This is a genomic window from Tessaracoccus sp. MC1865 (assembly GCF_017815535.1).
Taxonomy (GTDB): domain Bacteria; phylum Actinomycetota; class Actinomycetes; order Propionibacteriales; family Propionibacteriaceae; genus Arachnia.
Window position 1 is genome coordinate 1844956 of the sequence record NZ_CP072596.1, and the last position, 19402, is coordinate 1864357.

General features: G+C 67.4%; 21 protein-coding genes. 1 reads left to right on the plus strand and 20 read right to left on the minus strand.

Annotated features, from left to right (window positions below; genetic code table 11):
* Nucleotides 1-50 precede the first annotated feature (50 nt).
* The gene (locus J7D54_RS08555; RefSeq protein WP_245243926.1) at nucleotides 51-722 is read right to left on the minus strand and encodes a peptidylprolyl isomerase; all 672 of its coding nucleotides are present in this window, start codon (nucleotides 720-722) and stop codon (nucleotides 51-53) included.
* A gap of 27 nt (nucleotides 723-749) precedes the next feature.
* Between J7D54_RS08555 and J7D54_RS08560 the strand changes: the two genes are divergently transcribed.
* Nucleotides 750-1352 (plus strand): cob(I)yrinic acid a,c-diamide adenosyltransferase, encoded by a 603-nt coding sequence (locus J7D54_RS08560; RefSeq protein WP_182763516.1) that lies wholly within the window; start codon nucleotides 750-752, stop codon nucleotides 1350-1352.
* Nucleotides 1353-1382: 30 nt separating this feature from the next.
* Here the strand turns inward: J7D54_RS08560 and J7D54_RS08565 are convergent, their stop codons facing one another.
* The 19 genes from J7D54_RS08565 to lysA form a co-directional block, all read right to left on the minus strand.
* Nucleotides 1383-1841: a DUF2550 domain-containing protein gene (locus J7D54_RS08565; RefSeq protein WP_182763517.1), complete on the minus strand. Its 459-nt coding sequence runs from the start codon at nucleotides 1839-1841 to the stop codon at nucleotides 1383-1385.
* Nucleotides 1842-1928: 87 nt separating this feature from the next.
* Entirely contained in the window at nucleotides 1929-2339 is a 411-nt protein-coding gene (locus tag J7D54_RS08570; protein ID WP_076058527.1) for a F0F1 ATP synthase subunit epsilon, read from the minus strand.
* A 4-nt stretch (nucleotides 2340-2343) separates the two neighbouring features.
* On the minus strand, nucleotides 2344-3795 hold the full coding sequence (atpD, locus tag J7D54_RS08575; RefSeq protein WP_182763518.1) for a F0F1 ATP synthase subunit beta: 1452 nt from the start codon (nucleotides 3793-3795) through the stop codon (nucleotides 2344-2346).
* A gap of 8 nt (nucleotides 3796-3803) precedes the next feature.
* Nucleotides 3804-4718 carry a F0F1 ATP synthase subunit gamma gene (locus J7D54_RS08580; protein WP_182763519.1) on the minus strand — a complete coding sequence of 305 codons (915 nt, stop codon included), beginning with the start codon at nucleotides 4716-4718 and terminating at the stop codon, nucleotides 3804-3806.
* A gap of 6 nt (nucleotides 4719-4724) precedes the next feature.
* Complete coding sequence (atpA, locus tag J7D54_RS08585; protein ID WP_182763520.1) at nucleotides 4725-6362, minus strand: F0F1 ATP synthase subunit alpha; 1638 nt, start codon at nucleotides 6360-6362, stop codon at nucleotides 4725-4727.
* 23 nt (nucleotides 6363-6385) lie between these two features.
* Entirely contained in the window at nucleotides 6386-7183 is a 798-nt protein-coding gene (locus tag J7D54_RS08590) for a F0F1 ATP synthase subunit delta (RefSeq protein ID WP_182763521.1), read from the minus strand.
* Complete coding sequence (locus J7D54_RS08595; protein ID WP_076059433.1) at nucleotides 7180-7710, minus strand: F0F1 ATP synthase subunit B; 531 nt, start codon at nucleotides 7708-7710, stop codon at nucleotides 7180-7182. The genes J7D54_RS08590 and J7D54_RS08595 overlap by 4 nt, the downstream gene beginning before the upstream one ends.
* Before the next feature lie 17 nt (nucleotides 7711-7727).
* Nucleotides 7728-7946: an ATP synthase F0 subunit C gene (gene atpE, locus J7D54_RS08600; RefSeq protein WP_076058514.1), complete on the minus strand. Its 219-nt coding sequence runs from the start codon at nucleotides 7944-7946 to the stop codon at nucleotides 7728-7730.
* 56 nt (nucleotides 7947-8002) lie between these two features.
* Nucleotides 8003-8803, minus strand: a complete 801-nt coding sequence (gene atpB / locus J7D54_RS08605) for a F0F1 ATP synthase subunit A (RefSeq protein WP_182763522.1) — start codon at nucleotides 8801-8803, stop codon at nucleotides 8003-8005.
* A gap of 298 nt (nucleotides 8804-9101) precedes the next feature.
* A complete protein-coding gene (locus J7D54_RS08610; RefSeq protein WP_182763523.1) occupies nucleotides 9102-9560 on the minus strand; it encodes a hypothetical protein in 459 nt (152 codons plus the stop codon).
* The gene (locus J7D54_RS08615; protein ID WP_182763524.1) at nucleotides 9553-10698 is read right to left on the minus strand and encodes an MraY family glycosyltransferase; all 1146 of its coding nucleotides are present in this window, start codon (nucleotides 10696-10698) and stop codon (nucleotides 9553-9555) included. Before J7D54_RS08615 ends, J7D54_RS08610 begins: the two co-directional genes overlap by 8 nt.
* Nucleotides 10698-11465, minus strand: a complete 768-nt coding sequence (locus J7D54_RS08620) for an L-threonylcarbamoyladenylate synthase (protein WP_182763525.1) — start codon at nucleotides 11463-11465, stop codon at nucleotides 10698-10700. The genes J7D54_RS08615 and J7D54_RS08620 overlap by 1 nt, the downstream gene beginning before the upstream one ends.
* A complete protein-coding gene (prmC, locus tag J7D54_RS08625) occupies nucleotides 11462-12319 on the minus strand; it encodes a peptide chain release factor N(5)-glutamine methyltransferase (RefSeq protein WP_182763526.1) in 858 nt (285 codons plus the stop codon). The genes J7D54_RS08620 and prmC overlap by 4 nt, the downstream gene beginning before the upstream one ends.
* Nucleotides 12316-13383 carry a peptide chain release factor 1 gene (prfA, locus tag J7D54_RS08630; RefSeq protein WP_182763527.1) on the minus strand — a complete coding sequence of 356 codons (1068 nt, stop codon included), beginning with the start codon at nucleotides 13381-13383 and terminating at the stop codon, nucleotides 12316-12318. The genes prmC and prfA overlap by 4 nt, the downstream gene beginning before the upstream one ends.
* 88 nt (nucleotides 13384-13471) lie before the next feature.
* On the minus strand, nucleotides 13472-13672 hold the full coding sequence (rpmE, locus tag J7D54_RS08635) for a 50S ribosomal protein L31 (protein WP_076058500.1): 201 nt from the start codon (nucleotides 13670-13672) through the stop codon (nucleotides 13472-13474).
* Nucleotides 13673-13766: 94 nt separating this feature from the next.
* On the minus strand, nucleotides 13767-15629 hold the full coding sequence (gene rho / locus J7D54_RS08640) for a transcription termination factor Rho (RefSeq protein WP_182763528.1): 1863 nt from the start codon (nucleotides 15627-15629) through the stop codon (nucleotides 13767-13769).
* Between the two features lie 180 nt (nucleotides 15630-15809).
* The gene (gene thrB / locus J7D54_RS08645; protein ID WP_182763529.1) at nucleotides 15810-16694 is read right to left on the minus strand and encodes a homoserine kinase; all 885 of its coding nucleotides are present in this window, start codon (nucleotides 16692-16694) and stop codon (nucleotides 15810-15812) included.
* Between the two features lies 1 nt (nucleotide 16695).
* The gene (locus J7D54_RS08650; protein ID WP_182763530.1) at nucleotides 16696-18000 is read right to left on the minus strand and encodes a homoserine dehydrogenase; all 1305 of its coding nucleotides are present in this window, start codon (nucleotides 17998-18000) and stop codon (nucleotides 16696-16698) included.
* The gene (gene lysA / locus J7D54_RS08655; RefSeq protein ID WP_182763531.1) at nucleotides 17997-19400 is read right to left on the minus strand and encodes a diaminopimelate decarboxylase; all 1404 of its coding nucleotides are present in this window, start codon (nucleotides 19398-19400) and stop codon (nucleotides 17997-17999) included. The genes J7D54_RS08650 and lysA overlap by 4 nt, the downstream gene beginning before the upstream one ends.
* Nucleotides 19401-19402: the final 2 nt, after the last annotated feature.

Below are 19402 nucleotides of genomic sequence, written 5' to 3' on the forward strand. Positions count from 1 at the left end.
GGGTATCCATAACACCGACGAAGTCCGTTGTCAGGTCACTGAACAGTGAATCAGCCGAGCGTGACGGCGGTGATCTTCGCCTCCGCGATGGGCGAGGTCTGGTCCCCCGCGTCCACGCCCTGGGCCGCGATGCCGCCCACCACATCGATGCCGGCCTGGTCCATGGTGCCGAAGACCGTGTAATCCGGCGCCAGCTGCGAATCCGCATAGACCAGGAAGAACTGCGAGCCGTTGGTGTCCGGGCCCGCATTGGCCATAGCGACGGTCCCCGTCGGGTAGGCCGCCTGCCCCAGGTCCTTGATGGGCTCGAGCTCGTCGGCGTAGCTGTAGCCCGGCCCACCCATGCCCGTGGCCGATGGGTCGCCGCACTGCAGCACGAAGATGCCGTAGTCCGTGAGGCGGTGGCACACGGTGTCGTCGAAGTATCCCTGCTCCGCGAGCGAGACGAACGAGTTGACGGTGCACGGGGCCTTGGCCCGGTCCATCGTGATGGTGACGTCACCTGCCGTCAGCTCGAGTGTGGCGGTCACCTCGCCCTGCGTCGGCACCCCTGTGGTGGCTGGCGCATCGACGGCCTTCGCGGGCTCCCCCGCGCTGGGGTACTCGCAGGTGGTGGTGTTCTCGCCCGAGACCGGACCTGTGTTGGTCTGGTTCGCGTCGGTACAGGCGGAGAAGGAAACGAGCGCGGCCGCGCTCAACATGGCAAGGGCTCGAATACGCACGGCTTCACTCTGGCATAGATTGGGACCATGGTCACACTCTCGAAGATCTATACCCGCACCGGCGACGCGGGCACCACCCGCCTGTCAGACAACTCCGAAGTCCGCAAGACCGATCTGCGCGTCGAGGCCTACGGGCACACCGACGAGGCGAACTCCGTCATCGGTGTGGCCGTCGCCCTCGGAGGGTTGCCGGATCGGGTGGTCGAGATGCTGGCCCTCGTCCGCAACGAGCTGTTCGACGTGGGCGCGGACATCTCCAACCCGCTGGACCCGGACCCCAAGTGGCCCCCGCTGCGCATCGAGCAGCCCTCGATCGACCGTCTCGAGGCGTACTGCGACGAGCTCCAAGAGGACCTGCCGGTCCTGCGCAGCTTCATCCTCCCCGGTGGGAGCCCCTCGGGCGCGCAGCTCCATGTGGCCCGCACGGTGGCCCGCCGCGCAGAGCGGGCGGCGTGGGCCTGCGCCGAGGAACACGGCCTGGACGTCGACGGCGGGGTGAACTCGCTGGCGATCAAGTACCTCAACCGCCTCTCGGATCTGCTGTTCATCATGAGCCGCGCCGCCAACGGCACGGAGCATGAAGTCCTCTGGGTACCGGGAACTGACCGCGAGAAGCCGGCGCGAGCCTGACTGCGCCCGGTTTTGGCGAGCCCCGGAAGATCAGGGGGGCGAATCCGCCGAGGTCGGCAGGTAGTTGGAGCCGGGCGGGGCTGACTCGAGCCAGCTCATCAGTGCCAGCACCTCATCGCGTGCCATGGAGAGCGACGACGTCGACCCGGTGAAACGGTCGCGCACCGTGACGATCATGGAGTCCTCGAACAGCGCGATGGCCTCCAGGCCCGCCGGCTGACGCTGGTGCACGTACGCGGTGGCGACGCGGGGGAAGACCCGCTTGGGGCGCAGGTTCAGTGAGAAGGCCCGGAACCATTCAAGGTTCTCGCCCCGGTACCTGCCCATGCCGAGCACCCACCCGGAGCCGGGGGTCTTCTCGTTGATCTGATACGCGCAATCAAAAAGACCGCCCTGGCCAGTGAGCCAGCGGCGGCGGAGGTACAGCAGCGCGAAAGGGAGCAGGACAATGGCAATCACCATCAACGTTGTCCAGACGATCTCCCACATCTGCCGGTCTCCTTTCGCTGCGGGACTTCCCAAGTATGCACTCAGGGCAGCCCCCCGATGGAGGACCGCCCTGAGTGGTGGGTGCTTCTAGTTGCTGGCCGCTCGTTCGCCTGCGCGAACCTGGGCCTTGAGCATCTTGAGCCGGTGGATCTCGGCGTCGTCGGCCTGACCCTGCTGGGCCTTCAGGACGAGCGGCGCGAGTTCCTTACGGGCCTCCTCCAGACTCACCTCGTGACCGAGCGTGGCGAACTGCGCCAGCACCGACACGTGGCCGTGGGCCACCGAGATGAACCCGCCGTCGACCATGAGCGACTCGCTGGCGCCCTCAGCGGTCACGATCTCGACCATGGACGGCTCGAGGACCGCCAGCAGCGGTTCGTGACCGGGCAGGATGCCGATATCGCCCTCGACCGTGCGCGCGATGATGTTGACGGCGTCGCCGGACCAGACCACGCGGTCGGCCGAGACAACCTCGACATGCAGCGGTGCGTGCTCCATGGACTCAGCTTTCCTTCTGCATGCGGTCCCAGTTGGCCATGACGTCGTCCATGCCGCCGACATTGAAGAACGCCTGCTCAGCGATGTGGTCGACGTCACCGTTGCAGATCATCTGGAACGACTCGATCGTGTCGGCCAGCGGCACCGAGGAACCCGGGATGTTCGTGAACTTCTCGGCCATGTAGGTGTTCTGCGACAGGAACTGCTGGATGCGACGCGCGCGGTTCACGATGATCTTGTCCTCTTCGGACAGCTCGTCGATACCGAGGATGGCGATGATGTCCTGCAGTTCCTTGTTGCGCTGCAGGATCTGCTTCACGCGCACCGCGGTGTCGTAGTGCTCCTGGCCGATGTACTGCGGGTCCAGGATGCGCGACGACGAGGTGAGCGGGTCCACGGCAGGGTACAGACCACGCGAGGCGATCTCACGGGAAAGTTCCGTGGTGGCGTCCAGGTGGGCGAACGTGGTGGCCGGGGCGGGGTCGGTGTAGTCATCGGCCGGCACGTAGATGGCCTGCATCGACGTGATGGAGTGACCCTTCGTCGAGGTGATGCGCTCCTGGAGCTGCCCCATCTCGTCGGCGAGGTTCGGCTGGTAACCCACCGCGGAGGGCATGCGCCCCAGCAGCGTGGAGACCTCAGAACCGGCCTGCGTGAAGCGGAAGATGTTGTCGATGAACAACAGCACGTCCTGGTTCTGCACATCGCGGAAGTACTCCGCCATGGTCAGAGCCGACAGGGCGACGCGCAGGCGGGTGCCCGGCGGCTCGTCCATCTGGCCGAAGACGAGCGCGGTGTCCTTGAGGACGCCCGCCTCTTCCATTTCATTGATCAGGTCGTTGCCCTCACGGGTGCGCTCCCCCACACCGGCGAACACCGAGGTGCCACCGAAGTTGTGGGCGATGCGGTAGATCATCTCCTGGATGAGGACCGTCTTGCCGACACCCGCACCACCGAAGAGGCCGATCTTGCCGCCCTTCACGTACGGGGTGAGGAGGTCGAGGACCTTGATGCCCGTCTCGAGCATCTCGGTGCGGGACTCCAGCGCATCGAACGCGGGGGCCGCGCGGTGGATGGGCCAGCGCTCGGTGATCTCGATCGACGAGGGGTCGACGTTGAGCACGTCACCGGTCACGTTCCAGACGTGGCCCTTGGTCACGTCGCCCACGGGCACCGTGATGGCGTCGCCGGTGTCGGTGACCTCGGCCCCACGGCGCATGCCGTCGGTGGGCTTCAGGGCGATGGCGCGCACCACGTTGTCGCCGACGTGGAGGGCGGTCTCCATGGTCATGGTGCGCTTCTCGCCCATGACCTCGGTCTCAACGGTCAGTGCATTGCCGATGGGCGGGATCTGGTCAGCCGCGAACTCGACGTCCACGACGGGGCCGATGACGCGGGTAACGCGGCCGACACCACCGGTGGTGGCGGGCTGCGTGTCGCTCACAGTGGCAGTCATTTGTTACCTCATTCGTTTCCGGCTGATTCCGCCAGCGCCGAAGCGCCGCCGACGATCTCAGTGATTTCCTGTGTGATGCCCGCCTGGCGAGCCTGGTTCTCGGCGCGGGTCAGCTTCTCGATGAGCTCCTGCGCATTGTCGGTGGCCGACTTCATGGCGCGCTGGCGGTTCGCCAGCTCGGATGCGGCCGACTGTAGGAGCGCCGTGTGGATACGGTTCGCGACGAACAGCGGCAGGAGCCTGTCGAGCACTGTGCGTGCATCGGGCTCGAACTCGTAGAACGGGTGGGTCTCCTCCGCGCTGTCGACGTAGCCGCTCGGGGCGTCCTCGACGACCAACGGAAGCAGTCGAACCGCAACGGCGGTCTGCGTCATCATCGAGACGAAGCGCGTACCGACGATGTGCAGTTGGTCGACGCCGCCCTCCTCGTAGGGGCGCAGGAAACGCTCGATGAGGACATCGGCGATCTCCTTGGCGTTGGCATACGTGGGACGATCCGAGAAGCCCGTCCACGACTGCTCGATGTGACGGTTGCGGAAATCGAAGTACGCCACGCCCTTGCTGCCCGTGATGTACTGGACGTTCTCCTGCCCCTCCTGGATGATCTTCGCGTGCAACTGCTCGGCCGCCTTGATGGCATTGGTCGAGTAGGCGCCTGCGAGACCACGGTCAGAGGTGATCAGCAGCATCGCCGAACGACGCGGCTTCTCCACATCGCGCAGCAGCGGGTGATCGAGATCCTCCACGCTGGCCAGGGCCGAGACGGCCTGGGTCAGTTCGCGGGTGTACGGGGCCGCGGCTCTCGCCGCCTGCTGCGCCTTGACGACGCGGGAGGCGGCGATGAGCTCCATGGCTCGGGTGATCTTCTTGGTCGTCGATACGGATCGACGACGCTGGCGAAGCTCACGCAGACTGGATGCCATGCTCTATCAGCCCCGCTTCTGGCGCACGATCGTCGTCTGGGCGATGTCCTCGTCCTCGAGCGGCTTGTGCTCCTCACGGCCGACGAGCAGCTTGCCCTCGGACGTGCGGAAAACCTTCTTGAACTCACCGATCGCCTGGACGGTGGCTGCCTTGCGGTCGTCGCCGAACTGGAAGTCGCCGGCGATGTCGGTCAGCACCGACGAGTTGTGACGCAGGTAGTCGAGCAGTTCCTGCTCGAACCGCAGCACATCATCGACCGGTACGTCGTCGAAGTGACCCTCGATGCCGGACCACACGGAGATGATCTGGTCCTCCACCGGGTACGGCGCATACTGGCCCTGGCGCAGCAGCTCGGTGAGGCGGGCGCCCCGGTCGAGCTGGCGGCGGGTGGTCGCGTCGAGGTCCGAGGCGAACATGGCGAACGCCTGCATGTCGCGGTACTGGGCCAGGCTCAGCTTCAGCGAGCCGGACACCTGCTTCATGGCCTTCACCTGTGCGGCTCCGCCGACTCGCGACACGGACACGCCGACGTCGACCGCCGGGCGCTGGTTGGCGTTGAAGAGGTCCGACTGGAGGAAGATCTGGCCGTCGGTGATGGAGATCACGTTGGTCGGGATGTAGGCCGACACGTCGTTGGCCTTCGTCTCGATGATCGGCAGACCGGTCATCGAGCCGCCACCGAGCTCGTTCGACAGCTTCGCGCAACGCTCCAGCAGACGGGAGTGGAGGTAGAAGACGTCACCGGGGTAGGCCTCGCGGCCCGGGGGACGACGCAGCAGCAGCGACATCGCACGGTAGGCCTCGGCCTGCTTGGTGAGGTCGTCGAACACGATCAGCACGTGGGCGCCCTGGTACATCCAGTGCTGGCCGATGGCGGAACCTGCGTAGGGGGCGATGTACTTGAAGCCCGCGGGATCTGACGCCGGTGCGTGCACGATGGTCGTGTACTCCATCGCGCCGGCTGCCTCGAGCGTGCCCCTGACCTCGGCGATCGTCGAGCCCTTCTGGCCGATGGCGACGTAGATGCAGCGGACCTGCTTCTTCTTGTCACCGGATTCCCAGTTGGCCTTCTGGTTGATGATCGTGTCGATCGCGATGGCGGTCTTGCCCGTCTTGCGGTCGCCGATGATCAGCTGACGCTGGCCACGGCCGATCGGGATCATCGCGTCGATCGACTTCAGACCGGTCTGCAGCGGCTCACGCACCTCCTGACGGTCCATGACGCCTGCGGCCTGCAGTTCGAGAGCGCGGCGTCCCTCGATGCCGCTGATCTCGCCGAGACCATCGATGGGGTTACCCATGGCGTCCACGACGCGGCCGAGGTAGCCGTCGCCGACAGGGACCGAGAGGACGTCGCCCGTGCCGTGCACGGTCGAGCCTTCGTTGATGCCTTCGGAATTGCCCAGGACGACGACGCCGATCTCACGCTCGTCCAGGTTGAGGGCGATGCCGAGGGTGCCGTTCTCGAAGCGCAGCAGTTCATTGGCCATGGCCGAGGGCAGGCCCTCGACGCGGGCGATGCCGTCGCCCGAGGAGACGACAGTGCCGACCTCGGTGCGGCCGGCGGCCTTGGGCTCGTACGCCTGCACGAAATCGTCCAGGGCGTTGCGGATCTCGTCCGGACTGATGGTGAGTTCAGCCATGTCGTCCTACTCTTTCTTAGGATTCAGAAGGTGGTGAGCTGCCTGCGGGCATCTTCGAGCCGTGCAGCAACGGTTGATTCGATTACGTCATCGCCGATGACCACGCTCATGCCGCCGAGCACAGCGGGGTCGACCTCGATCTGCAGGTTGACGGGACCGCCCACCTGCCTCTCCAGAGCTGACTTCAGGCGGGCGACACGTTGGGGGTCGAGCGGCCGTGCGACCGTGACCAGGGCCATCTCTTCGCCTGCGATGTCCGCACCCATCTCCACGTACGACTTCGCCGTGAGGGCGAAGGTGCGCTTGCGGGCCTTCGCCGCGCGCGATGCGAGCATCGCGGTTGCGGGGTGGACCTTGCCGGAGACGAGCCGGTTGATGAGGTGGCGTTTGCCTTCCAGTGGATACTGCGCGTTGCGCAGCGCTCCGGCCAGTTCGCGGTTCGCGTCCACGGTCACGGACAACTGGTAGAGATCACCCGTGACCTCGTCGATGCGACCCTCGCGGTGCGCACTGCGCAGCACCAGGCGAATGCCCTGCCGCTCGAGAGCGCCGACCAGCCTGTTACCGCTGTTCCACGAGTGCTTGACGATCGCCACGACGACGTCGAGCGCCGCCTGCGAGATCTTCCCGCCGAGCAACCGCTCGGCGAGGTGCGCACGGTTGGCCTCGGAGGCCGAAGGATCCGAAAGGCTTCGACGCAGCGTCGGCTGACCGTCGAGCAGATCGACGACGGCGAACAACTCTTCCGCGGTGCCGGCATCAGTGCTGATGCCGGCCACCTCGGAGTCGAGCGCAGCGTAAGCAACGTCGCGGACCGTCATCGATCCGATCCTGCCGTCTCGAGCTCAGCCAGGAAACGATCGATGGTGCGCATGGCACGCTCGTCGTCCGTGAGGGACTCACCGACGATCTTGCCGGCGAGAACGGTGGCCAGGCCGCCGACCTCACCGCGAAGATCCTGAACCAGCTGCGAACGCTCCGCCTCGAGCTGCGCACGGCCCGACTGCAGAATCCGCTGGGATTCCTTGCCGGCCTTGTCGCGAGCCTCGGCGAGGATCGTGGCGGACTGGTTCTTCGCATCCTCACGGATACGGGCGGCTTCCTCACGGGCAGCATTGAGCTGATCGTTGTACTCAGCGAGCGCAGCTTCGGCCTTCGCCTCAGCCGCTGCAGCGCGTTGCATGCCACCTTCGATCTTGTTCGAGCGCTCTTCGTACATCTTCTCGAATGCCGGAACGACGACCTTCCACATGATGAGGAAGATGATCAGCATCAAGCCGATGCCCGCGAACACCTCCGACCAGTGGTGGGGTGCAAGGGGCCCAAGGATGTCTTGCGCCCCTTCCAAGGGGACCACAGGATGCCTCAGAGAACGAACGCGAGAGCGATGGCGATGATGGCGAGAGCCTCAACAACGGCGAAGCCGATGAAGGCGGTGCTCATCATGGCCCCACGGGCCTCCGGCTGACGGGCAGTGCCGTTGATGACCGACGCGAAGATCCAGGCAACGCCGAGGGCGGGAGCGATCGTGGCGATCGCGTAACCGATCATGTTCAGGTTGCCGGTGATTTCGAGGAGGGACATGTGTTTCCTTTCGGATGACTACCCAGGCGGTCGACCTGGGGAGGGTTTTCGGTGCTTTAGTGCGCCTCGGCGATCGAGGTCGACACGTACTGGGCGGTGAGGACGGTGAAGATGTAGGCCTGCAGGGCGCCGATGAACAGTTCCAGCAGCATGATGATGAGGCTGAAGAGGATCGAGACGCCGCCGGAGATGTTGTAGAACAGGTTGTCCTGCTGCGTGAGGAGCCAGCCGCCGCCGACCACGAACACCATGACCACGAGGTGGCCGGCGAACAGGTTGGCGAAGAGACGCAGGGCCAGCGTGATGGGGCGCGTGATGAACGTGGCCAGGAACTCCAGCGGAATGACCAGCGGCAACAGGTACACCGGCACGCCGTCGGGGACGAGCGCCTTCTTGAGGAAGCCGCCGAAGCCCCACTTGGCGAAGCCTGCGCCGACGTAGACCAGCCAGGAGAGGATGGCCAGGCCATAGGCGTAGCCGACGTTGGAGAACGCCGGGTACATGAAGAAGAAGAACTGGCCGAACCAGTTGTTCACCAGCAGGAAGGTGAAGAGGCCGAGCAGGTACGGCAGGAACCTGCGGAAGTCAGAGTGCAGGATGTCGCGCGCGATGCCGTTGCGGACGAACTCGTAGAGGTACTCCGCGAAGAACTGACCCTTCGTGGGCCGCACCTTCAGCTTGCGGGACGCAATCACCCACAGAGTGATGACCAGGAGGGCGCCGATGACCGCCTGGATGAGGGGCTTGTTGACCCAGTCGGGGAGGACGCCCGGCATGATGGATCCCCAGAGGAAGTCCCCGGTGCCAGGTGGCTCGTAGTCGCCGCCGGTCTCCAGCGGAAGAAGGCCCAGAGTCACGTACCACTCCCATATCGTTTGATGATCAGATACAAGCTACTGACAAGTCCTACGATGAGTCCGAGTGGCAGTAACCATGTTGTCTCGAGGAAATGATCACCGACCCACCCGAGGCCCCCGTAGAAGATCAACCCTGCGAGGATGTAGGCGAGAACGGCCATGCCGTCCTCATGCCCGGTGGGGCCAGAACGCTCTGACCCGTCGCCTGGCGTAGGTGAAGTGCCCATAACGTGGTTGAGCCTAGCGGAAAGAGCAGGTTGTTACACATCGGCAACTCCCTGTCCCAAAAACCTGCGCCTCAGCCGGAGGACGGCGGCTCGTACTCGTGGTCGTAGACCGGCACACGCTGCCGCGAGGCCACGAACACGACGCCGAACACCCAGGCCAGCACTGTGCCCGCCACGCTCAGGAGCAGCCATCCCTTGGAGACGTGCGGCGCGACGGTGGGCAGGCTCAGCAGGGCCCACAGGCCGGCCGCGATGCCCACGACCCGGACGCCGTAACTCACCAGCACCAGGCTGAGCCCCTGGAAGGGTTCGAGTTCTGAGGCGACCACCTCGAGCGCCTGCCCGATCGAATAGAAGATGACGACGGCGGCGAAACCGAGGGCGGCCGTCAGTGCGGCGCTCGGGCCGTCGACGGCCAGGGCGAGGCCGAGGATGGTGAGACCCACGACGTGACCTGCGATCACGCCGCCGATCATCATCTCCTTGGCCCGTCGGGTGGCTCCGGTCACCCGACGGCGTGGTTCAGTCATCGACGCTCTTCGTGTCGACGACCTCGGCCTCGCGGCCGCCGATGAAGCTCGGGGCTGTGCGCACCGGCCAGAGGGTGAGCACCAGCACGGTCACCAGGCTGCCCGCCACCAGCCACACCGCGGTCGAGCGGTTCGTGAGGGCGATCAGCACCAGCCCCACCGAGACGACAGCGGACCAGCCGTACATGAGCAGCACGGCCCCCCAATGGGAGTGTCCCCGGGCCAGCAGTCGGTGATGCAGGTGCTGCTTGTCCGCTTGGAACGGGTGTTGGCCGTTCCAGGCCCGCCGCACCCAGGCGAGCATCAGGTCGAGGAGCGGCAGCGCAAGCGCCGCCACGGGCAGCAGGATGGGCAGGATGGCGGGCAACACATCGCTGCCCTGCGCGAGCGCGCTGGGGTCCAGCTGGCCCGTGAAGGAGATGGCGCTCATGGCCATCAGCAGCCCGAGCAGCATCGCGCCCGAGTCGCCCATGAACATCTTCGCGGGGTGCCAGTTGTGGAACAGGAACCCCACGGCGATGCCACAGGTGGCCACCGTGATGAGGCTCGCCGTCGTGGCGCGGGCGAGTTCCTGTTCGTAGGCCAACACGTAGGTGTAGCTGAAGAAGGCGCCGGACCCGATCGCGACCACCCCGGCGGCCAGGCCGTCGAGGCCGTCGACGAAGTTCACGGCGTTGACACAGATGGCGATGATCAGGACGGTCACCATGATGCTGGTGGTGTCGTCGAGCCCGACGATCCGGTCCGGCAGCGGGATCCAGTAGATGCGCACGCCCTGCATGACGGCGACGCCGGCGGCCAGCACCTGGCCGCCCAGCTTCACCAACGCCGGCATGTCGTACTTGTCGTCGAGCACGCCGACGATGCAGATGACCAGGCCCGCCCACAGCACGGCGGAGGCATCGTGCTCCACGGTGGTGTACCGGCCGAGGAACGGCATCTGGACGGCGAGCAGCATGGCGATGACCAGGCCACCGAACATCGCCATGCCGCCGAAGTACGGGATGGGATGGGTGTGGACGTCCCGGTTGCGGACCGTGGCGAGGGCTCCCGTGCGCACCGCGATGGTCCGGGCCAACCCCGACAGGAGGTAGGTGGCACCGGCTGCGACGAACAGCACCAGGAGGTATTCGCGCACTAGTGACCCGGTTCCTCGGGTTCACCCTCGGCCGAGACGTCGGACTGCGGCTCGGGCTCCGGCGCAGACTCGGGTTCGAGTTCGGGCTCCGGATCAGGTTCCGGTTCGGGCTCCGTCGGTAGGCCGACGACCTGGGGTGCGAACTCGTGCAGCTGCGCCAGGCTCAGCGCGCCTTCCCTGAGGACACGACCCTCGGGCGAGGAGGCGAAGTCGACGATGGTGGACGCCACTCCCTCGGCGGCGGGCCCCGCGTCGAGGTAGACGGCGACGCGGTCGCCCAGCTGGTCGACCGCCTCCTGGGCCGTCACCGCGGCGGGCCGGCCGTGGACGTTGGCGGAGCTCACAGCGAGCGGGCCGGTGTGGCGCAGCAGGGCTCGCGCGCCCTCATGGTCCGGGACCCGCACGGCGACCGTGCCGCCGGTGTCCCCCAGTTGCATGCCGGAGCGGGGCTGGGCGCGCAGGATCAGGGTGAGCGCACCGGGCCAGAAGGCCTTCGCCAGCGCAGCCGCACCCTCGGGCACCTCGTCGGCGACCGCGCGCAGCATGGACGGCTCCGCCACCAGCACGGGCGGGGGCATGTCGCGGCCGCGCTCCTTGGCGTTGAGCAGCCGCTGTACGGCGTCCGCGTCGAAGGCGTCTGCCCCGATGCCGTAGACGGTGTCTGTGGGCAGCACGATGCACTGGCCCTCGCGGACGGCTGCGGCGGCCTCGCGGAGGCCGGTGTCGCCGTCGGCGTCGAGGTCGAAGACGCGTGGGGATTGAGTCACAGCCCAATCCTGCCATCATCCGCCGGTGCGGCGGCAGTGACGAACCGTGGGCGGCCCGTCAGATCGTTGTGTGAGACCACGTCGGCGAACCCGGCCTCCTCACACAGGCGCACGACGGCGGGAGCATGGGAGTCGTCATGCTCCGTCGCGAGCAGCCCGCCGGGGCGCAACAGCCGGGTGGCGACCTCTGAAACCACCCGCAGCGCGTCGAGGCCGTCCTGGCCTGAGAACAGCGCCATCTCGGGGTCCTGCAGCACGTCAGCGGGCAGCAGTTGCCTGTGCGGCTCCGGGATGTACGGGGGGTTGACGATCACGAGGTCAACGGTGCCGTCGAGTTCGTGGAACGCCTCCGCCATGTCGCCGAGCACGACGTCGACGGCCAGCCCTTGGAGGTTGCGCACGAGATACGCGTGCGCCTCGGGCGAGAGTTCGACGGCGTGGAGCTCCACCTGCCCCAACTCGTGGCCGATGGCCGCTGTGATGGCACCCGAGCCGGCGCACAGCTCCACGACACGGCGCCGACCGACGGGCCGCACGGCCAGTCGCTGCAGGGCCCAGGTGACCATCTCCTCGGTCTCCGGACGCGGGACGAACACGCCGGGGCCGACCTCGAGGGTCTCGTACCGGAAGTGGGCCACTCCGGTCAGGTGCTGCAGCGGCGCACCCCCGGCGCGGAGGTCGACGAGCTGGTCGACGACGGCGCGCTGCCCGGGCGAGACTGTCGCCACCAGCAACTGTGCCGGCTCGATGCCGAGCACATGCGCCACCAGGGTGCGCGCCTCAGGGCCGGGGCTGGGCGAGCCGCAGCGGGTCAGGCGTTCGGCGACCTCGTGGGCGACGTCGCTGGCCCTCACCCGCCCACTCCGGCGAGGCGCTCGGCCAGATCCTGCTCCGCCAGCGCGTCGAGCAGCGGGGCGAGCGCCCCCTCGAGCACGGCATCGAGGTTGTGGGCCTTGAACCCGATCCGGTGGTCAGTGATCCGGTTCTCCGGGAAGTTGTAGGTGCGGATGCGCTCCGAACGGTCCACGGTGCGCACCTGCGACTTGCGGGCGTCGGAGGCCGCCGCGGCGGCCTCCGCCTCCGCGCGTTGGGTGAGGCGGGCGCGCAGCATCCGCATGGCGGATTCGCGGTTCTGCAGCTGGGAGCGTTCGTTCTGGCAGCTCACCACCACGCCCGTCGGGAGGTGCGTGATGCGCACGGCGGAGTCTGTGGTGTTGACGCCCTGGCCGCCGGGGCCGGATGAGCGGTACACGTCGATGCGGAGGTCGTCGTCGTTGATCTCCACCTCATCGGCCTCCACGTCCGGCATCACCAGGACGCCTGCGGCCGAGGTGTGGATGCGCCCCTGCGATTCCGTGACCGGCACCCGCTGGACGCGGTGCACGCCACCCTCGAACTTGAGCCGGCCGTAGGGCCCGAACCCCAGGCTGCTGCCGCCCTTGACCGCGACGGTGACCGACTTGTACCCGCCCAGGTCTGTGTCCTGCGCATCGAGGATCTCGATCTTCCAACCGAGGTCTTCGGCGTAGCGGGTGTACATGCGCAACAGGTCGCCCGCGAACAGGGCGGACTCGTCGCCGCCTTCGCCGGATTTGATCTCGACGAGGGCGTCGGCGTCGTCGTTGGGGTCGCGCGGGGCGAGCAGCCGGGTGAGCTTGGCCGTGGCCGTCTCGATCTCGGCGTCCAGTTCCGCGACCTCGTCTGCGAACGCCGGATCGTCGGCCGCCAACTCAGCAGCCGCCCCGCGGTCACCGGTCAGCCGGCGGTACTCCTCGATGCCCTCGACGACGGGACGCAGCGCGGCGTAGCGGCGCCCGACCCTGCGGGAGCGGGCCATGTCGGAGTGCAGTTCGGGGTCTGATAGCTGCTTCTCCAGATCGCGGAACTCGTCGATCAGAGGCTGTGCGTTGTCGAACATGGCTGGCTCCTGGGCGCGGTGGATCGAGGGCAAAAAGAAACGAACGCCGGTCCGGGCACTGCCCGGATCACGGCGTTCGTCTGCTTGGCTACTTCTTGGCGTAACGCTTCGCGAAGCGCGCCACGCGGCCACCGGTGTCAAGAATCTTCTGCTTGCCGGTGTAGAACGGGTGGCATTCGGCGCACACGTCGGCGTTCAGCGTTGCCTTGGTGCTGTGGGTGGTGTACGTGTTGCCGCAGGTGCAGGTGACCTGGGCCTCGACGTAATCAGGGTGAATTCCCTGCTTCATGATGGACTCCTAGGGGTGTGGGTTTCGGCCGGGTCGCCTGGAGGCGGCGTGAACCGGCACATCTACGTATTATGCCACGCGTGAGCGTTGCGGCCTAACCGTCCTGGGCCGGGGTGGTCTTGAGCACGCTGAGCAGGAAGTCGTGGTTGCTGGGGGTCTTCGTCATCCGCGACTTCAGCGTCTCCAGCGCGGCCTGGTTGTCCAGACCGGAGAGCGCACGACGCAGCTTCCAGATGATCTGCAGTTCGTCGCGGTTGAGGAGGAGATCTTCGCGACGGGTACCCGAGGCGTCGACGTCGATGGCCGGGAAGATGCGCTTGTCCGCGAGCTCGCGACGCAGGCGCAGTTCCATGTTGCCCGTGCCCTTGAACTCCTCGAAGATGACCTCGTCCATCTTGGAACCGGTCTCGATGAGAGCGGTGGCCAGGATGGTCAGCGAGCCACCGTTCTCGATGTTGCGGGCGGCGCCGAAGAACTTCTTCGGCGGGTACAGCGCCGCCGAGTCCACGCCACCGGACAGGATGCGGCCCGACGCGGGGGCGGCCAGGTTGTAGGCACGACCCAGGCGGGTGATGCCGTCCAGCAGCACGACGACGTCGTGGCCCAACTCCACGAGACGCTTGGCGCGCTCGATGGCCAGCTCCGAGATCATGGTGTGGTCCTCGGCGGGGCGGTCGAACGTCGAGGCGATGACCTCGCCGGACACCGTGCGCTGGAAGTCGGTGACCTCTTCGGGACGCTCGTCGACCAGGACGACCATGAGGTGCACCTCAGGGTTGTTCGCGGCGATCGCGTTGGCGATGGACTGCATGATCATCGTCTTGCCGGCCTTCGGCGGCGACACGATGAGGCCGCGCTGCCCCTTTCCGATGGGCGAGACCAGGTCGATGATGCGGCCGGTGAGGTTGTTCTGCACCGTCTCGAGGCGCAGGCGCTCCTGCGGGTACAGCGGGGTGAGCTTCTGGAACTCGGGACGGCCCTTGGCCTTCTCCGGGTCGTCGCCGTTCACGGAGTCGATGCGCACGAGCGGCTGGAACTTGTCCTTGCGCTCCCCCTCGCGGGCGACGCGCACGGCGCCGCTGATCACGTCGCCGCGACGCAGGCCGTAGCGGCGGACGGTGGCCATGGACAGGTAGGCGTCCGCCGGGCCGGGCAGGTAGCCCGTCGTCCGGACGAAGGCGTAGTTGTCGTTGATGTCGACGATGCCGGAGATGTTGGCCAGCTCGTCGTCGTCTGCGACGGTGACCTCGGCGTCCATGCGGTCCATGCCCTGGCCGCCACGGGTTGGGCGGCGCTGGTTGCGGTCACGGTCGCGGCTGCGGCGGCGGCGGCCACGGCGGGAACCACCCTGGTCGTCGTCGTAGCTGGCCGGCTCGACGTTCACGGAGCGGGACTGCGCCGGCTGCTGCTCGCGCTGCTGTTGCTGCGGCTGCTGCTGCGGCTGCTGCTGGCCGCCGGCTGCCGGCTGCGCGCCGCCCATGGCGGCCTCCAGGAGTTCGCCCACCACTTCGATGGTCTCCGGGTTGGGCTGACGCTCGCGGTCACGGCCGCGGCGACGCCGGGTGCGGGTGCCGTCGCCCTGCTGCTGGTCGCCACGCTGCTGGTCGCCACGCGACTGCTGATCGCGCTGCTGGCGCTGTTCGCGGGGCTGCTGGTCACGCTGTTCGCGGGGCTGCTGGTCACGCTGTTCGCGGGGCTGCTGGTCGCGGGACGACTCGCCATCGCGCGGCTGCTCCGGGGCGGAGGATCCGTTCTTCGGCTGCGCCTCGGTGAGGAGCTCCGCCTGCGCGGGGCGCTCGGCGCTGCGCTGGCGCGCCGGCCTGCCGCCCCCCTGGTTCTGGATGGCGGAGACCAGATCGGCCTTCCGCATGGCGGAGATGCCCTTGATGCCCAGCCCTGTGGCCACCTGCTTCAGGTCGACCAGTTTCATGCTGGACAGGTCAGCGGATTCGCTCAACGAGATTCCTTCCCAAGAGCCGACGCGCCGAAAATGGATTCAGGAGGCGCCGTCGGCGTCAGAATGATGGGACCCACTCAGCAGCTGAAGAACTGCGGCAGACTCGCCGCGAACAGCGCCTTCTTCGGTGGGCCACTCATCAGGTTAGCAATGACCCGGCCCAGATACCAAAGTTTCGGGCTAAAACAGTTCCACGCCCCCGGCGGGACGAAGGTGGCGCACGGTGAAACCCGTGACATCGACGGCGTCGACACCCGCCAGTTGCTCGTCGAGGCCGACGGCGATCACCGTGGGCCCGGCACCGGAGATCGCGGCCGGCGCCCCTGCCTCACGAAGGCGCAGCATCAGGTCGTGGCTCGAGGGCATCATCGGCGCGCGGTACTGCTGGTGCAGCCGGTCCGACGTCGCGTCGAAGAGGAGATCGGGTCGTTTCGTGAGAGCCAGCGGCAGGGCGGCCGCGGCGATGGCCTGCGCGACGGCGTCGGCACGCGTCACGGTGTCCGGCAGCACGGCGCGCGCGTCGTCGGTCTTCGACTCGAAATCCGGCACGAACGCCACCGCGCGGAAATCCTCCGGCAGCGGCAACTGCACCAGCGAAACCCTCTCATCGCGGGCCCACGCAAGGATCGCGCCTCCCCAGACCGCGGCACCGGCGTTGTCGGGATGGCCCTCGGCTTCGTGGGCCAGCCGCGTGATGGCGGAACGGTCGATGGGTTCGCCGGGGCGGGCGATGCCCCACGCCAGCGTCAGGCCGGCCACGATGGCAGCCGCCGAGGAGCCGAGTCCCCGCGAGTGCGGAATGGTGTTGTGCGCCGTGAGGCGGAACCCGGGCGCCTCAGCGCCCCAGGCGGCCAGGCCACTGTGGATGGACCGCACCACGAGATGGCTCTCGTCCGTCGGCACCTGGTGGGCGCCCTCCCCCGTCACCGCAACCTCGAGGCCGGGCTCCTCCCACAAGTCCAGCGTCAGTTCGTCGTACCAGTCGAAGGCCATGCCGACGCAGTCGAACCCGGAACCCAGGTTCGCCGTCGTGGCCGGCACCCGCACAGTCAGGCGTCGGGCCACCTCAGAAGCCTACGACGCGCATGACGCGCACCTGGGAGCCCACGAAATCAGATTCGCACAGTTGCTTGACGACGGCCGCCAGCGACGACTCCTGCGTGATGTGCGTCATGACGCCGAGGCGTGCGGGGAAGCCCTCCACGTGCGCCTCGTCCTCGAGATAGGACTGCTGCACCACGCGCAGCGACACGTTATGGTCGCCGAACACCGCGGCACACCTGGCGAGCACGCCCGGGCGGTCCTCCACCTCGAAGCTGACGTAGAACTGCGTCCAGGACTCTCCGACGGGCGCCACCTGGCGGCGGGTGTAGCCCGAGCCGATGTGGGCGGCGGTGCCGCGGTGGCGGTTGCGGCCCACGGTGACGACGTCGCCCATCACTGCGCTGGCCGTCGGGGCACCGCCCGCGCCGGCGCCGAGGAACATCAGTTCGCCGGCCTCACGCGAGTTCACGAAGATGGCGTTGTAGGCGCCGCGCACCGCCGCCAACGGGTGTTTGTTGGCCACCATGGCCGGGTGCACCTTGACGATGATGCGGTCGTCGTCGGTCAGCTTGGCCACCGCGAGGAGCTTGACGGTGCAGTCCATGGACTCGGCCGCGGCGATGTCGGCCTCGGTCACGCCTGTGATGCCCTCGGTGAAGACCTCCTGGCCCTTGACCTCGGTGTGGAACGCCAGCCCGGCGAGGATGGCGGCCTTCGCCGCCGCGTCGTGGCCGCCCACGTCGGCGGTGGGATCAGCCTCGGCGTAGCCCAGTTGCTGGGCTTCAGCGAGCGCCGAGTCGAAGCTGACGCCGTCTGTGACCATCTTGTCGAGGATGAAGTTGGTGGTGCCGTTGACGATGCCCATCACCTCGGTGATGTCGTCGCCCACCAACGACTCGCGCAATGGCCGGATGATCGGGATGGCGCCCGCGACAGCAGCCTCGTAGTAGAGGTCGACGCCCTTCTCCTCCGCGATGCGGGACAGTTCACCCAGATCCTCCGCCAGGAGGGCCTTGTTGGCGGAGATCACCGAGGCGCCCTTCTGGAGGGCCGTGCGCACCAGTTCACGGGCGGGCTCGAGGCCGCCGATGAGTTCGATGACGATGTCGAGGTCGTCGCGGGCGACGAGGGACTCGAGGTCTGTGGTCAGCAGCGCCGGGTCGATGCCGGGCCGCTCGACGTCCATGCGCCGGACGCCGATGCCCACGAGTTCGAGGCGACGGCCGATGCGGGCCTCGAGGGTGTCGCCCTCGTTGAGGATGATGCGTGCCACCTGGCTACCGACGACGCCGGCCCCCAACAGCACAACCTTCAGCGGCTTGCTCACTTACCCACGTCCAATCTCATGAGGTCATCCAGCGTTTCGCGGCGCAGCATCACGTCGGTGACACCGTCCTTCGCGCTGACGACAGGGGGCTTCGGGATCTGATTGTAGTTATTGGCCATGCTGCGTGCGTAGGCGCCGGATCCCGGGACGGCGATGAGGTCCCCGATGCGCACGTCCGCGGGGAGGAAGACGTCGCGGATGAGGATGTCGCCACCCTCGCAGTGCTTGCCCACGACGCGGCACAGGACCGGCTGCGCATCGGAGGTACGGTTGGCGAGTGCGCCGGAATACTCGGCGGCGTACAGGGCCGGGCGGATGTTGTCGCTCATGCCGCCGTCGACACTGACGTACATCCGCGAGCGGCCTCCCTCGAGTTCGACCTGCTTGACGGTGCCGACCTCATAGACGGCCACACCGGACGGGCCACAGATGGCGCGGCCGGGCTCGATGCTCAGGTGCGGGCGGTTGATGCCGAACGCGCGGCATTCGTGGTCGATCATCTCCTCGAACGAGGACGCGAGTTCCGTGGTCGTCGACGGCGTGTCGGCCGCGGTGTAGGCGATACCGAAGCCGCCGCCGAGGTCCAGCTCCGGCAGTTCGACACCGGTGGCCTGACGGAACTGCGAGGCCAGCTTCAGCGTGCGGCGGATCGCCACCTCGAAGCCGTGGGTATCGAAGATCTGAGAGCCGATATGGCTGTGGATGCCGCGCAGCTCGAGGAACCTCGAGGAATGGCAGCGCACCAACGCGGTCAGCGCCGCGCCACCCATGATGCTGAGGCCGAACTTCTGGTCCTCGTGCGCGGTGGCGATGTACTCGTGGGTGTGCGCCTCGACGCCGGTGGTGACGCGGATCAGGACATTGGCGGTGTGACCGCCGTCGGCGCACGCCCGCTCCAGGCGGTTGATCTCGTCGAAGGAGTCGACGATGATCCGCCCCACGCCCTGCTCGAGGGCGAACGCGATCTCGTCGTCGGACTTGTTGTTGCCGTGCAGACCGAGCCGCTCGGCCGGCATCCCGCCGGCCAGCGCGATGCGCATCTCGCCCATGGTGGTGACGTCGAGGTTGAGCCCCTCCTCGGCCGCCCACCGTGCGACGCGCCGCGTCAGCAGCGCCTTGCCCGCGTAGTAGACCGACCAGCCGGGGAAGGCCGTGATGAAGTCATGGGCCCTCGAGCGGAAGTCGTCCTCATCGATCAGGTAGACGGGCGTCCCGTGCTCAGCGACGGCGTCGGGCAGCGCCACACCTGCCACGACGATGCGGCCCTGGTCGTCGCGGTGGGTGCCGCGTGGCCAGAGCTTGAGGTCGAGCTCGTTGAGGTCGTCCGGCACGGTGAGCCACTGGGGCCCGCCCTGCACGGCGTCCGCGTGGATCGAGCCGGCGATGTGCATGTGCGTCATGG